General features: G+C 71.9%; 11 protein-coding genes. 4 read left to right on the top strand and 7 right to left on the bottom strand.

Annotated features, from left to right (window positions below; all coding sequences use genetic code 11):
- Positions 1–14: 14 nt before the first annotated feature.
- The 7 genes from MOV08_RS25670 to mtnA form a co-directional block, all read right to left on the bottom strand.
- A complete protein-coding gene (locus MOV08_RS25670; RefSeq protein ID WP_073442484.1) occupies positions 15–773 on the bottom strand; it encodes a response regulator in 759 nt (252 codons plus the stop codon).
- Between the two features lie 233 nt (positions 774–1006).
- The gene (gene hpf / locus MOV08_RS25665) at positions 1007–1702 is read right to left on the bottom strand and encodes a ribosome hibernation-promoting factor, HPF/YfiA family (protein WP_039635918.1); all 696 of its coding nucleotides are present in this window, start codon (positions 1700–1702) and stop codon (positions 1007–1009) included.
- 546 nt (positions 1703–2248) lie between these two features.
- On the bottom strand, positions 2249–2950 hold the full coding sequence (locus tag MOV08_RS25660; RefSeq protein ID WP_275308993.1) for a ComF family protein: 702 nt from the start codon (positions 2948–2950) through the stop codon (positions 2249–2251).
- A gap of 135 nt (positions 2951–3085) precedes the next feature.
- Positions 3086–4981: an LpqB family beta-propeller domain-containing protein gene (locus MOV08_RS25655; protein ID WP_275308992.1), complete on the bottom strand. Its 1896-nt coding sequence runs from the start codon at positions 4979–4981 to the stop codon at positions 3086–3088.
- Positions 4971–7124: an MtrAB system histidine kinase MtrB gene (mtrB, locus tag MOV08_RS25650; RefSeq protein ID WP_420834213.1), complete on the bottom strand. Its 2154-nt coding sequence runs from the start codon at positions 7122–7124 to the stop codon at positions 4971–4973. The genes MOV08_RS25655 and mtrB overlap by 11 nt, the downstream gene beginning before the upstream one ends.
- 1 nt (position 7125) lies before the next feature.
- Positions 7126–7803: a two-component system response regulator MtrA gene (mtrA, locus tag MOV08_RS25645; RefSeq protein WP_018542117.1), complete on the bottom strand. Its 678-nt coding sequence runs from the start codon at positions 7801–7803 to the stop codon at positions 7126–7128.
- The gene (gene mtnA / locus MOV08_RS25640) at positions 7800–8972 is read right to left on the bottom strand and encodes an S-methyl-5-thioribose-1-phosphate isomerase (RefSeq protein WP_275308990.1); all 1173 of its coding nucleotides are present in this window, start codon (positions 8970–8972) and stop codon (positions 7800–7802) included. Before mtnA ends, mtrA begins: the two co-directional genes overlap by 4 nt.
- 152 nt (positions 8973–9124) lie before the next feature.
- On the opposite strand from mtnA, the gene MOV08_RS25635 reads away from it, so the two are divergent.
- Genes MOV08_RS25635 through MOV08_RS25620 form a run of 4 tightly spaced genes read left to right on the top strand, consistent with a single transcriptional unit; the run spans position 9125 to position 13640 of the window.
- A complete protein-coding gene (locus tag MOV08_RS25635; RefSeq protein WP_039635913.1) occupies positions 9125–10771 on the top strand; it encodes a DUF7847 domain-containing protein in 1647 nt (548 codons plus the stop codon).
- Positions 10772–10775: 4 nt separating this feature from the next.
- On the top strand, positions 10776–11468 hold the full coding sequence (locus MOV08_RS25630; RefSeq protein ID WP_275308989.1) for a DUF4129 domain-containing protein: 693 nt from the start codon (positions 10776–10778) through the stop codon (positions 11466–11468).
- Positions 11465–12694 carry a DUF4350 domain-containing protein gene (locus tag MOV08_RS25625; RefSeq protein ID WP_275308988.1) on the top strand — a complete coding sequence of 410 codons (1230 nt, stop codon included), beginning with the start codon at positions 11465–11467 and terminating at the stop codon, positions 12692–12694. The genes MOV08_RS25630 and MOV08_RS25625 overlap by 4 nt, the downstream gene beginning before the upstream one ends.
- On the top strand, positions 12675–13640 hold the full coding sequence (locus MOV08_RS25620; protein WP_275308987.1) for an AAA family ATPase: 966 nt from the start codon (positions 12675–12677) through the stop codon (positions 13638–13640). Before MOV08_RS25625 ends, MOV08_RS25620 begins: the two co-directional genes overlap by 20 nt.
- Positions 13641–13643 lie beyond the last annotated feature (3 nt).

Genomic DNA, 13643 nt, shown 5'->3' with positions numbered 1-13643 from the left:
GGCCGCCCCCGACGTCACCGGATTTCGAGGATCTTCTCCCGCATCGCATAGACCACGGCTTCCATCCGGGAATGCAGCTGGAGCTTCTCCAGGATGTTGCGCACGTGGTTCTTGACGGTGTTCTCGGAGATGAACAACTCCTTGGCGATATCCCGGTTGTTCATGCCGGTGGCGACGAGTTTGAGGACCTCCAGCTCGCGGTCGGTGAGCCGGGGCGCCGGCACCAGACGACGTTCGTCGGTGCGCTGGATCATCGATTTGAACTCCGTCAGGAGCTTGGACGCCATCGACGGGCTGATCTGCGACTGGCCGTCGGCGACCGCCCGGATCGCGGTGGCCACCTCGTCGGTGGAGATCTCCTTGAGGAGGTACCCGGTGGCGCCCGCCTTGATCGCGTCGTAGAGATCGGCCTCTTCGTCACTGATCGTCAGCATGATGATCTTCGCGCTGGGCGCCACCTCCTTGATGGAGGTGCACGCCTCGATCCCACCGCGCCGGGGCATCCGCACGTCCATCAGCACGATGTCGGGCAGCAGGTCGGCGGCCTTGTCGACCGCCTCCGCGCCGTCGCCCGCCTCGCCGACGACCTGGATGTCCTCCTCCTGCGCCAGCACGATCTCCAGGCCACGACGGAACAGGGCATGATCATCCACGACGAGGACGCGGATCGGTTCCTTGCGCGGCACCCGCGCGGCCCCGTCCCCGTCGCCGGCCCCCACACCGCACGCGTCGCCGTCCGCATCATTCCGCGCGGGCCCGAAACTCTCCCCCATGGTTCCTCCCCGTCAACTACTCGGCCGAGGGCCAGAGCTTGGATATAAGGCTGGTTGACAACAGCCCTTTGCGGCCGGCCCGATCAATGCCATACGACCGTCTCCCCGGCATGTCGCCGTTTCGTGCCCGCATACTCCCCGGCTGGCACAAACACTATACGGCTTCAACTCCAGCCCTCCGCAGGCACGATGGTGCCCCCGGGCGTGCGCCGGGGGCACCGAACAGATGGGGGTCAGCCGCCCAGCGCGCCGCCTGCGCCGCCGGGCGATTCCTCTCCGAACGCGTCGGAATTCAAGTGGATGACGCCGTAGTCGTAAGCGTGCCGCCGATAAACGACACTCGGCTGCTTGGTCTCGGCGTCGACGAAGAGATAGAAGTCGTGTCCGACCAACTCCATCTCGTAGAGCGCCTGGTCGAGCGCCATCGGCGCGGCCGAATGGGTCTTCTCGCGGACGACCACGGGCCCTTCGCCCTGGATCTCCAGCGACCCCATCCGGGTGGTCGGCACCTTCTCCCGCTCCGCGGCCTCCTCGGCGGCCGTCAGGCCGTGGCCGTTCAGCCGTGCCGCGTCGGGGACGGTGATCGCGACTTCGCTCGCCGGGATGCGTCCGTTGCCGCGACGCGAGTGGCGCTTGTCGTTCTGTTTCCGCAGACGCGCCTCCAGCTTGGCTGTTGCCAGATCCAGCGCGGCATACGGGTCGGCTGCGGCCGCCTCGGCCCGGACCACCGGGCCACGGGAGCGGAGCGTGATCTCCACTCGGTCGGAACGGTCGGCCTGCCGCGGGTTGGGCTCCTTGGACACCTCGACGTCCAGGCTGATTGCCTTGCCATCGAGCTTCTGGACTTTGTCCAGCTTCAGCTTCTCGGCCACGTGCTTGCGGAACCGCTCGGGCACCTCTGTCTTGCGGCCCTTGACGACGATGTCCACGCAGAACTCCGTTCCCGGATCGCCCCGCTCAGCAAGCGGAGCAGCTCCTTCTTGCACCAGGCCCCGGTGGGTACCGGAGCCTCGGACTGGCGACTTTCACCTCCTCCTCCCCCAGGGACGAGATCTCCATTCCCACCTTTTCAGGATCGCCGAAAAACCCCGAAAAGCATGCAACACGACATCCGAGGCAAAGCGTCCGCCAAGTCCTCACAACCGAACATAGCTCTACTGGACGGGTGTCGGCACCCCCTCGCCACGACCAGCTCCGTTTGAGTGAAAATCGGCGCTCACTACCAGCAACGACGCCCCGTCTCAGCCAGTTCCCTTTACCCCTGACGCTCACCGAGAGTTTCCACGCCCGGCCGCGACACCCCTCCGGAACCACAACAGCCGGGCACACCCCCGACACACCCGCCCCTACTCCTGTCAGGTGACGCGGCCGGGGCCGCGACCGGCCCTGCCGGGGTCGGGCACGCCCCCGCCCCGCCTCCGCCTTCCCACTGCCCTGTGGCCCTGTGGCCCTGTGGCCCTGTGGCCCTGTGGCCCTCACTTTCCGTTGATGAGGAAAGAACTGCGGGGCGCGGCCACCACCGCGGCCCCCGTCACCTGCCCGCCGACGGCCCTGACCGCCCGTGCCGCCTCGGCCAGCGTGGCCCCCGTCGTCACCAGATCGTCCACCAGCACCACTGGCACCCCCGCCAGCAGCCTCCCGGCCACGCCCGGCGCCTCCAGTGCACCCGCGACGTTCGCCAACCGCTGCCGGGCGTCCAGCCCCGCCTGATCGATCATCGCGCGACGCTGCCGCAGCACCGCCAGCACCCGCGCGCCGACGCCCACCCGCCGCAGCTCCGTGGAGGCCGCCAACGCGATCCGGCGCACCGGATCATGGCCACGACCGGCCACCGCCTTCCGCGCGGACGGCACCGGCACCAGGAGGAGGGGGCCGCCCCCTCCCCCCACCCCCCGCACCGCCCCCGCCAGTACTGCCCCCAGTGGTGCGGCCAGCCGCAGTGCGCCGCGCTCCTTGTGGGCCAGCAACACCGCACGCACCTCGTCGGCGTACGGCGCCCCGGCCCAGACCCGCGGCAACCCCGCCGGCACCGGCCGGGGCCGCACCCGCCCGGCACCGCGTCCGCCCCGCCACAGCGCCCGCCGGCACGCCCCGCACAGCTCCGTACGCGGCCGGCCACACCCCGCACAGTCGACCGGCAGCACCAGGCCCGCCAGCTCTTGCCACACCCCCCGCATGACTCCACTGTCGCGGCCGGGGCGGCATCGCCACCACCCCTGTGGATAACTCCACCGAGGCGGACCGCCGACCACCTCCCGGCAAGGGCACCGGCAAGGGCACCGGCAACGGCACGTCGCCGATGCCCGGCACCGTCACCCCGGATAGACCGGCGCCGTGCCGTCCTTCGCCACCGTCTTCCAGTTCGCGTCCGGGGGCAGCCGCACTATGCCCTCGCTGGCGTCGGCGATCAGCGGGCGGGTTTCGTCCTCCGAGGCCGCCACCGCCTTGACGCCGTTGACGCCGGGCAGCGTCTGCGCGTCCGACGCCGAGCCGTCGGTCTCCATGTACTGCATCTGCTGCACCCCGCCGGCCTCCCGGCCGACGACCACCAACCGGCTGCCGCCCGCCCAGGACGCCGCCACCACGTCCTCCAACTGGGGCGCGATCGGCCGGAGTTCCTGCACCGACAGCGTCGGGTGCGCGGAGGTGCCGTCCCGCTCGACCCGGCCGAGTTGGAGCGTCGTACGCCCCTTGTCCTCCACCAGGATCGCGATCCGGATGCCGTCCGCGGCCACCTTGATCGCCTTGATCCGCCGCTGGCCGAGGCCGGGCACCGTGACCTCCTCCGGGTCGCCCTTCCCCTCGCGCATCCGCAGCAGCCGCGACCGGTGCGCGTCACGGTCGGCGATCCACAGGTCGCCCAGCCCGTCCCAACTCGGCGCGGTGAGCCCCTCGTCGGCGTTCTTCGCCGTACTGGCACTCGTCAACAGCGGCCCACCGCGTTCGCCGGCGCCCTCCAGGCCGGCCACGTACAGATACCGGCCGTCGCCCGACACCCCGGCCCCGGTGGTCTCCCCGCGGGAGATGGCGACCGAACGCAGCGGGGTCTTGCCGGTGCCGAACGGCCCGCGCACCGGCATCGGTTCGGTGGCCGAGTCCGACATCGTGACGACGCGGTGCTCGGCGTCGATGAAGTACTCCTGGCCGGGGTGTCCGGAATGGCCCGGTGCGGCGAAGTCCCGCTGGGCCTGATCCTGGGTCAGCGCGCACAGCGAGTTGCCGTTCGGGTCCTGGAGCTCCACCTCGCTGATCTTCGAAGCGCGCGTCATGTCCTGGACGGTGAAGAACAGCTGAGCCGCCATCCGCTTGCACTGGGCGGTGTCGGTGTTGACGGCCTGCTTGCTGAGCTTGACCTGGAGGGCGTTGGAGTCGTCGAGCGACAGGTCACGGGCGGCGAGCCGGGTGCCGGGCGGGAACGCCGACGTCGTCACCCGGTCCAGCCAGTCGGTGGGCCCACCGAGCAGCGCCTCCACACTGGACGTGATCGGCTTTATCCGCTGTCGCAGATAGACCGGGTCGGCGACGAGCACGTTCTTGCCCGCCTTGGGGTCGTCCGACTCGGACTTGTAGGACGCGAAGTAGTACTTGTTGACGGAGCGGTAGATGCGCTGGAAGTCGGACTGCCCCAGCACCAGTCCGTCGGGCAGCCGGTCGATGCGCCACTGGTCCCCCTCCTTGATGAGGTGGATCGTCTCGCGGTACGGCCGCTCCTCGGGGGTGTAGGCGTGGTTGGCGTCTACCGTGGCCACCTGGCTGCCGGCGAGCGTGACGGTGTAGCCGTCGGCGTCCTCCCGGCCGGGCTGGGCCTCCGGCTCGGACTTGGGCCGCTCCTGGAGCACGTTGGTGACCAGGAACGGCCGCCAGGTCTGCTTCGCCGACTTGGCCAGATACATCCGGGCCGTGCGGAAGTCCGCCTCGTCGCTGGTGGTCGCGTCGAGGAAGCTGCGCACGATGTTGGTGGGCTGGGCGCCGTCCTGCGGGGGCACGCCGTAGACCCGCACCTGGGAGTCCCCGTCGGCGCGCGGGGGCTGGTCGACCGCGGTGACGTCGCCGCTGTCCGGCATCGATGCGCAGCCGGCCAGCAGCGTCCCCGCGCAGCCCAGCAGGACGGCCTTCCGGCCCCTCCGCACGGCCCCGGTGCTCCGGAGCGCGCGCCCGCGGAACCGAGGGGTGCGCGTCGTGTGCTCGTTCTCGTGCTCAGTGCCCACGCCGTCCGCCTTCCCGCTCCACGTCGCGTCCGGTCTCCTGCCGCGTGCTGTCGGTGGCGGCCGCACCGCCGCGTGCCCCCGGACCGTCGGTCGTGACCGGGTCGCCGGTGGCCGCCGTGGCCGGCCGGGTGTCCTCGCCGGTGTCGTCGTCGCGGGCGCCGTCGCCCTTCCGTGCGGGGGTGTGCTGCGGCACCACGCGGGTGCTGCCGCCGGGAGGCAGCGCCGGCTGGGCCGCGACGGGCCGGGCCGCGGCGTGCTGTGCGCCGGGGCGCGGCTGCGCGGGGATGGTGGACGCGCCGCGGCCGGCGCCGGGGCGGGGGCGCCCCTGCTCGTCCAGGCCGCGGTTGCGCCGGGAGTCCTCCGGCTCCAGGGGGATCGGGGAGCCGCGCAGCTTCTCACCGGCCGTACGGGGCAGGGTCAGCCGGAACTGGGAGCCGCCGCCCGGCTCGCCCCACGCCTGCAGCCAGCCGCCGTGCAGCCGGGCGTCCTCGATGGCGATGGACAGGCCGAGTCCGGTGCCGCCGGTCGTACGGGCCCGGGCCGGGTCCGCGCGCCAGAAGCGGTTGAAGACCCGGGTCGCCTCTCCGGGTTTGAGGCCGACACCGTAGTCCCGGACGGCGACGGCCACCGCGCCGTCGCTGCGTCCGCCGGCGGAGGCGAGCCGCACCACGACGTTGCGGCCCTCGCCGTGCTCGACGGCGTTGACGACGAGGTTGCGCAGGATGCGCTCGACCCGCCGGGGGTCCGCCTCGGCCATGACGGGGTGCTCGGCGCCGCGCACCACGATGCGGCTGCCCTTGCGTTCGGCGAGCGGTTCGGCGCCCTCGATGACGCGGTTGACCACGTCGCGCAGGTCGACCGGTTCGGCTTCCAGGGCCGCCGCGCCCGCGTCGAACCGGCTGATCTCCAGCAGTTCGGCGAGCAGCGACTCGAAGCGGTCGAGCTGGCCGCGCAGCAGTTCCGCGGAGCGCGCGGTGGCCGGGTCGAACTCGTCCCGGACCTCGTGGATGACGTCGGCGGCCATCCGTACGGTCGTGAGCGGGGTGCGCAGCTCGTGCGAGACGTCGGAGACGAAGCGCCGCTGCATCCGGGACAGCTCCTCCAACTGCTGGATCTTGAGCTGGAGGTTCTGCGCCATCTTGTTGAAGGACTCGCCGAGCCGGGCGATGTCGTCCTCGCCGGTGACCTTCATCCGCTCCTGGAGGAGGCCGGCGGCCAGCCGCTCGGAGATCCCGGCGGCCATCCGCACGGGCGTGACGACCTGCCGTACGACCAGCCAGGCAATCGCGCCGAGCAGGATGACGACGAAGACGCCGGCGGTCGCCAGCGTCCCGGTGACGAGCTTGAGGGACTCCGCTTCCTGGCTGAACGGGAAGAGGTAGTAGAGCTGGTACTGGTTGCCGTTGACGTCGTTGAGGCGCTTGCCGATGATCAGCGCCGGCATCCCGTCGTTGGACCCGATGCGTTTGATCTGGGTGTACTGGCGGAACGTCCCGGACTTGCTGTCCAGCTTCCGTCGCAGTTCGACGGGCACGCTGCGCTCGGGGTCGACGTCGCCGGAGGCACGGGGTCCCCGGGTGCCGGGGGTGGAGTCGCCGAACGGCTCGTCGGAGTCGGAGCTCAGCGCGACGACCGAGAAGACGCCCTGGCCGCCGCTGGCGAGCTGCTCGACCAGGCTGGTCAGCCAGGTCGCGGAGTCCTGGGTGCCGCGGCTGGCGGTGCGGCTGTTGTCGTCGGAGTGGTTCTCGTCGCCGCCGTCGGCCAGTTTCCGGGCGACCTCGAAGCCGCCGACGGCCTGGCTCTGGGCGGCCTGTGCCTTGGCGGTGAGCAGGCCGTTGCGGACCTGTCCGACGACCACCACGCCGAGCAGCAGCACCACGGCCAGCGACATCAGCAGGGTGGTGGCGACGACCCGCAGCTGGATGTTGCGCCGCCACAGGCGCAGCGCGGGCAGCAGGGGCCGCCGCACCCACCGGCTGAAGAGCCGCAGCAGCGGGTGGACCGGGCCGCTCACCGCGCCGTCGGGCAGCAACTGCCCGCCGCGCAGCAACCGCGCCGCCAACCGATCAGAAAAGGACATATCGCCTGCCAGGTCGACGGTGCGCCCCCGCTGTCCCTCCGGGGTCGAACCGTCCCGGGTCATCTCAGCTGGGCCCGGCCTTGTAGCCGACGCCGCGCACGGTCACCACGATCTCCGGCCGCTCCGGGTCCCGCTCGACCTTGGAGCGCAGCCGCTGCACATGGACGTTGACGAGCCGGGTGTCCGCGGCGTGCCGGTAGCCCCAGACCTGCTCCAGCAGCACCTCGCGCGTGAACACCTGCCACGGCTTGCGCGCCAACGCCACCAGCAGATCGAACTCCAGCGGCGTCAGCGCGATCGACTGACCGTCCCGCTTCACGGAGTGCCCCGCCACGTCGATGACCAGGTCCCCGATGGCCAACTGCTCGGGCGCCGGCTCCTCCGAGCGCCGCAGCCGCGCCCGGATCCGGGCCACCAGCTCCTTGGGCTTGAACGGCTTGACGACGTAGTCGTCCGCACCCGATTCGAGTCCGACCACCACATCCACCGTGTCGCTCTTGGCGGTCAGCATGACGATCGGCACGCCCGACTCGGCCCGGATCAGCCGGCACACCTCGATGCCGTCCCGTCCGGGCAGCATCAGGTCGAGCAGCACAAGATCGGGCTTGGTCTCGCGGAACGCAGCGAGCGCCTTGTCGCCGTCCGACACGAACGACGGTTCAAAGCCCTCGCCACGCAGCACGATGCCGAGCATCTCTGCCAGTGCGGTGTCGTCGTCGACGACCAGGACGCGTCCCTTCATTCGGCCATCATCCCATTACCTGATCGTGACTTTCTCCATCGTGAGACGGAACACACGTCCGCCAGCCGCTCGCGGGTCACCGGCGACACCACCCCGGCCTCCGTCACGATCGCCGTGACCAGCTCGGCAGGCGTGACATCGAAGGCCGGGTTGTAGGCCAGCGCCCCCAGCGGCGCCACCGGAATCCCGGTGCCGCCCACCACCCCGCCGCCTTGGATGTGCGGCAGGGAGAACTCCGTCACTTCCTTGCCGGGCCGCTGCTCCACCTCGATGGCGGCTCCCTCCTTCGTCTCCAGATCCACCGTGCTGGTCGGCGCCACCACCACGAACGGAACGCGGTGGTGGCGGGCGAGCACCGCCAGCGGATAACTGCCGATCTTGTTGGCCACCGCGCCGTCGGCGGCGATCCGGTCGGCACCTATGAGCACCGCGTCCACCTCGCCGGCCGCGAACAGCGAGCCGGCGGCGCCATCGGCCAGCACCGTGTACGCCATCCCGGCACGCGCCGCCTCGTAGGCGGTCAACCGCGCCCCCTGCAGCAGCGGCCGTGTCTCGTCCACCCACAGCCGCCGCAGCTCGCCTGCCCGGTGCGCCGCCAACGCCACGGCCAGGGCGGTCCCCTCCCCACCGGAGACCAGGGCACCCGTGTTGCAGTGCGTGAGAATCCGGTGCCCGCCGCCCGGCAGCAGCTCGCCCAGCAGGTCCAGCCCGTGCTGCGCCATGCGCGCGCTCGCCTCGACGTCCTCCGCGTGGACGGCCCGCGCCTCGGCCAGCGCGGCCGCCGCCGCAGCCTCCGCACCATCACCGCCGGCCGCCGCCCGGCGGTACGCCGTGACCGCCCTCCGGACGCCGTACCCGAGATTGACCGCGGTCGGCCGGGCGGACGCCAGTGCCTGCGCCGCCTCCTCGACGTCGAATCCGCGCACCGCGGCCAACGCGACGCCGTACGCGCCCGCGATGCCCAGCAGCGGCGCCCCGCGCACAGCCAGCGTCTGGATCGCCTGCACCAGCGCCGGAACGTCCGTGCAGACCAGCTCGACCTCCTCCGCTGGCAGTCGCGTCTGGTCGAGCAGGACCACGGCCGGGCTCTCGGGGAACTCCTCCCAGCGCAACGACGGGATCGCGAGCGTCCCAGCGCCCGTCTCCGACACCTCGTATTGATCAGCCATTCCCTCAGTCTGCCGCCGATCCCGGGCCGAATAGAAGGTCCCCTTCCTCGAAGGGCCCGGGTACAGAGCGCCACCGGCCATGACACGATGACTGACACCGCGGACCCCGGACCCCGCCCGCCCCGGCGGACGGGCAGCAAGAAGGAGCGACGATGAACAACTCTCCGGGCTGGGCCTCGCCCGGATCTTCCCCCTCCGACGAGCCGGGCCGCGGCACCCCGGAGCAGCCCATCCAGCCGCCGGCTCCGGAAGACCGTTCCGACGCCGCCCAGCAGCCGACCCCACCGAACTGGTCCAGCAACCAGCCGCCTCCCGGCCAGTGGACGACCCCGGCCGGCATCCCCGGCCAGAGCGGACCCGGCGGCCGGAGCACCCACGGCGCCGAGGAACGCACCCGTGCCTCGTCCGGATCGGCCCAGGCCGGCTGGACCGCCCCACCGGGCCCCGGCGGCCAGGGCGCCTGGGGCGGCGGTCCCGGCTGGGGCGGTGGCTGGAGCGCGATGCCGCCCGTCGCCAAGCCGGGCGTGATCCCGCTGCGTCCGCTCGGCGTCGGCGAGATCCTCGACGGCGCGGTCGCCACCATGCGCGCCCACTGGCGCACCGTGCTCGGCATCTCGCTGATCGTCGCAGTCATCTCGCAGACCGCCGTCACGGTCGTCACCGGGCTGTGGTTCCCCAGTTCCGGTCTCGGCACCGTCCGCGACGACGGCACCCGGCCGCCGCTGCGGCAGGTCCTGAGCGAGATGGGCAACTCCCTCACCGGCTCCGCCATCAGCGCCCTCATCGGGCTGCTCGGCACGATCATCGCCACCGGGATGCTGACCATGGTCATCAGTCGGGCGGTCCTGGGCCGCCCGGTGACCGCCGGGGGTGCCTGGAGCGACGCCCGCGGCCAGCTCCCGCGCCTGCTCGGTCTGCTCGTCCTGCTGCCCCTGATCATCAGCGCCGTCTTCATGGCCGGGATGACCCCGGGCATCATCATCACCGGCTCCGGATCGCTCGGCCTCGGACTCGGACTCATGCTGCTCGGCCTGTTCGCCGCCGGCGTCGTGAGCATCTGGCTGTGGGTCCGCTTCAGCCTCGCCTCCCCGGCACTGATGCTGGAGAAGCAGGGCGTCATCGCTTCCATGCGCCGCTCCGCCAAGCTCGTCCGCGGCTCCTGGTGGCGGGTGCTGGGCGTCCAGCTCCTCGCCTACCTGTTGGTCTCCATCGTCCAGTTCATCATCCAGATCCCGGCCACCTTCGTCGCCTTCCTGATAGGCGGTGAGAGCCTCATGGACTGGGCGGACGGCACCAGCAACTCCACCGGCTGGCCGTTCCTGATCGCGCTGGGCATCGGCGCGATCATCAGCTCGGCGATCACCTTCCCGATCAGCGCCGGGGTCACCTCGCTTCTCTACGTCGACCAGCGCATCCGCCGTGAGGCACTCGACCTGGAACTCGCCCGCGCCGCGGGCCTGCCCGGCTACGGTCCCGAAGCCCCCGCCGCACCCCCGGCAACCGGCGACAGCCCGGCGCCCGGGACCGCGCCCGACGCAACGCCCGCCCCCCGACCCGCCGCTGAGGCCCCCTCCACCCGGCCGGCCGCCGAGCCGACCGACCCGACAGGCACTCAGCCAACGGACCGTCAACCGGCGAAGGTTCAACTGACGAAGACTCAGGCCGACGAGGCGGAGAACACGGCGCCGGAGAAGGCCGAGCCGGCCGCCGCCGAGACGCCCGACGCCCACGGCGCGCCCACGGATGCCTCCCCCGACATCCCCGGGCCGCGCACGACCGACACCGCTCCGGGAAGCTGATGCGGTGACCACAGGGGGGAAGATCGCCGCGCTCGCACACCTGGCCGCGCGACTCGACGACGACATACCGGTCCGGATCTCTCGCGTCCCCGCCCGTGAGGCGGCGGAACGCGAGCTGTCCGACCCCCGGTACCACCAGCACGACCCCAACCTGCTCCAACGCGCCCTGAATTGGCTCTCGGACCGCCTCGGCGAGCTCTTCAGCACGGCCGCCGGCGTCACTCCGGGCGGCTGGGTCGGACTCATCGCCATCGCCGTGTTCGTCCTGCTGCTGGTCATCGCCCTCCGGCTGCGGCTCGGTGCGGTACGCCGCACCCCGACCACAACCGGTGCCCTCTTCTCCGATACGCCCCGGACGGCTGCCGAGCACCGCACGACCGCCGACCGGCACGCGGCCGACGGGCGCTGGAACGAGGCGATCCAGGACCGCATGCGCGCCATCGTCCTCGCCCTCGAAGAGCGCGCCCTGCTCACCCCCGGTCCCGGCCGCACCGCCGACGAGGCCGCCACCGAAGCCGGCCTGGTCCTCCCCTCGTATGCCGGCCAACTCCACACCGCGGCCCGCACCTTCGACGACGTCGCATACGGCGGCCGCCCCGGCACGGAACGGGCACACACCCTCCTTGCCGAACTCGACAGCGAGCTGCAGCGCGCCAAGCCCCATCTGACCGCCGCACCGACCAGGAGCCGCGGATGACCACGGCCACCACCACCTCCGCTCCCGGTCGCACCGCGCACCGCCTGTGGACGCGCTCCCGGGGCGTGCTGCTCGGACTGCTGCTGCTCGTCATCGGAGGGCTGACCCTCGCCGCCCTGCAGTCCGGCGAACAGCACGGCCGGCTCGACCCCCGCTCCGCGGACCGGACCGGCAGCCGCGCACTCGCCCAGCTCCTCGCCTCCCACGGCGTCACCACCGATGTCGTGACCACCACCGAGGAGGCCGCCGCCGCGGCCGGCCCGGACTCCACGCTCCTCATCACCGCACCCGACGTCCTGACCTCCGGTCAGCTCGCCGACCTCCACACCGCGACACACCACACCCCCGGCCGCACCGTCCTGCTCGCCCCCGGCACCGCGCCCCTCCAGATCTTCGCGCCCGGTGTCCAGGCCGACCCCCGGATCGGCAACACCCAGCGTCCGCCCGGCTGTTCGCTCCCCGCCGCCCGCGACGCGGGCGACGTCCTCCTGGGCGGCATCCGCTACGCCACGTCCGTCACCACGGCCGACCGCTGCTACAACGCCGGCGGCTCCCCCACCCTGCTGCGTCTCCCGGCCACCGACGCCGCCCGCGACACCGTCCTCCTCGGCTCCGCCGACTTCCTCTACAACCACCACCTCGCCGAGCAGGGCAACGCCTCGCTGGCCCTCCAACTCCTCGGTGCGCACAAGCATCTGGTCTGGTACCTCCCCTCCATCAGCGATCCGACGTCCACCGCACCGGCCACCCAGCCCGGCCTCCTCGACCTCATCCCCTCCGGCTGGCGCTGGGCCCTGCTCCAACTCGCCCTCGCCGCCGTCTGTGCGGCCCTCTGGCGTGCCCGCCGGCTCGGCCCCCTGGTGCCCGAGCGGCTCCCGGTCACCGTGCCTGCCGCCGAAACCACCGAGGGCCACGCCCGCCTCTACGAACAGGCCCACGCCCGCGACCGCGCCTCAGCCGCCCTGCGCTCCGCGACCCGCACCCGGCTCGCCCCCCTCATCGGCGTGCCTCCCGCACACGCCCACACCTCCGACCTCCTGCTTCCGGCCATCCGCACCCACCTGGGCACCTCCGACCTGGCCTCGCCCGACCTGCAAGCCCTGCTCTTCGGCCCCGCCCCGGCCGACGACAAGGCCCTGGTGCACTTGGCCGACCAACTCGACACACTTGAAAACTCGATCGTTTCCCAAGAGAGGCACGCCCCCCGTGAGCACCCCGACCGCTGACAGCGCCCGAGCCTCACTTGAGGAGCTGCGCACCGAGATAGCCAAGGCCGTGGTAGGCCAGGACCCCGCCGTCACCGGTCTCGTCGTCGCGCTGCTCTGCCGCGGTCACGTGCTCCTCGAAGGCGTTCCCGGCGTCGCCAAGACCCTGCTCGTGCGCGCCCTGTCGACAGCCCTCGAACTCGACACCAAGCGCGTCCAGTTCACCCCCGATCTGATGCCCAGCGACGTCACCGGCTCGCTGGTCTACGACACCCGGAGCGCCGAGTTCTCCTTCCAGCCCGGCCCCGTCTTCACCAACCTCCTGCTCGCCGACGAAATCAACCGCACGCCGCCCAAGACCCAGGCGTCCCTGCTCGAAGCGATGGAAGAACGCCAGGTGACCGTCGACGGCATGCCGCGTCCGCTCCCCGAACCGTTCCTCGTCGCCGCGACGCAGAACCCCATGGAGTACGAGGGCACTTACCCTCTCCCCGAGGCCCAGCTCGACCGCTTCCTGCTCAAGCTCACGGTGTCGCTACCCGCCCGCCAGGACGAGATCGACATCCTCACCCGGCACGCGTCCGGCTTCAGCCCACGCGACCTCAATGCCGCAGGGCTCCGCCCCGTCGCCTCCGCCGCCGACCTCGAAGCCGCCCGCGACGCGGTCGCCAAGACCACCGTCTCGCCCGAAGTCACCGGCTACATCGTCGATATCTGCCGTGCCACTCGTGAATCCCCCTCGCTGTCGCTCGGCGTCTCCCCCCGGGGAGCCACCGCCCTGCTCTCCACCTCACGCGCCTGGGCTTGGCTGACCGGCCGCGACTACGTCACGCCCGATGACGTCAAGGCCCTGGCGCTCCCCACACTCCGGCACCGCGTGCACCTCCGGCCCGAGGCCGAGATGGAAGGAGTCACCGCCGACTCCGTGATCAACGCCGTGCTCGCTCATCTCCCCGTCCCCCGCTGAGGC

Origin of the sequence: Streptomyces yunnanensis (assembly GCF_029011865.1) — a bacterium.
GTDB classification, from domain to species: Bacteria; Actinomycetota; Actinomycetes; order Streptomycetales; family Streptomycetaceae; genus Streptomyces; species Streptomyces yunnanensis.
The sequence above is the reverse complement of the archived record's forward strand: the minus strand, read 5'-3'. Positions and strand labels throughout refer to the sequence as shown.

Bases quoted from the DNA above. Each gene is read 5' to 3' on its own strand.
- MOV08_RS25670 (WP_073442484.1), bottom strand. From the start codon at position 773: ATGGGGGAGAGTTTCGGGCCCGCGCGGAATGATGCGGACGGCGACGCG.
- MOV08_RS25660 (WP_275308993.1), bottom strand. From the start codon at position 2,950: ATGCGGGGGGTGTGGCAAGAGCTGGCGGGCCTGGTGCTGCCGGTCGAC.
- mtrB (WP_420834213.1), bottom strand. From the start codon at position 7,124: ATGACCCGGGACGGTTCGACCCCGGAGGGACAGCGGGGGCGCACCGTC.
- mtrA (WP_018542117.1), bottom strand. From the start codon at position 7,803: ATGAAGGGACGCGTCCTGGTCGTCGACGACGACACCGCACTGGCAGAG.
- mtnA (WP_275308990.1), bottom strand. From the start codon at position 8,972: ATGGCTGATCAATACGAGGTGTCGGAGACGGGCGCTGGGACGCTCGCG.
- MOV08_RS25635 (WP_039635913.1), top strand. From the start codon at position 9,125: ATGAACAACTCTCCGGGCTGGGCCTCGCCCGGATCTTCCCCCTCCGAC.
- MOV08_RS25625 (WP_275308988.1), top strand. From the start codon at position 11,465: ATGACCACGGCCACCACCACCTCCGCTCCCGGTCGCACCGCGCACCGC.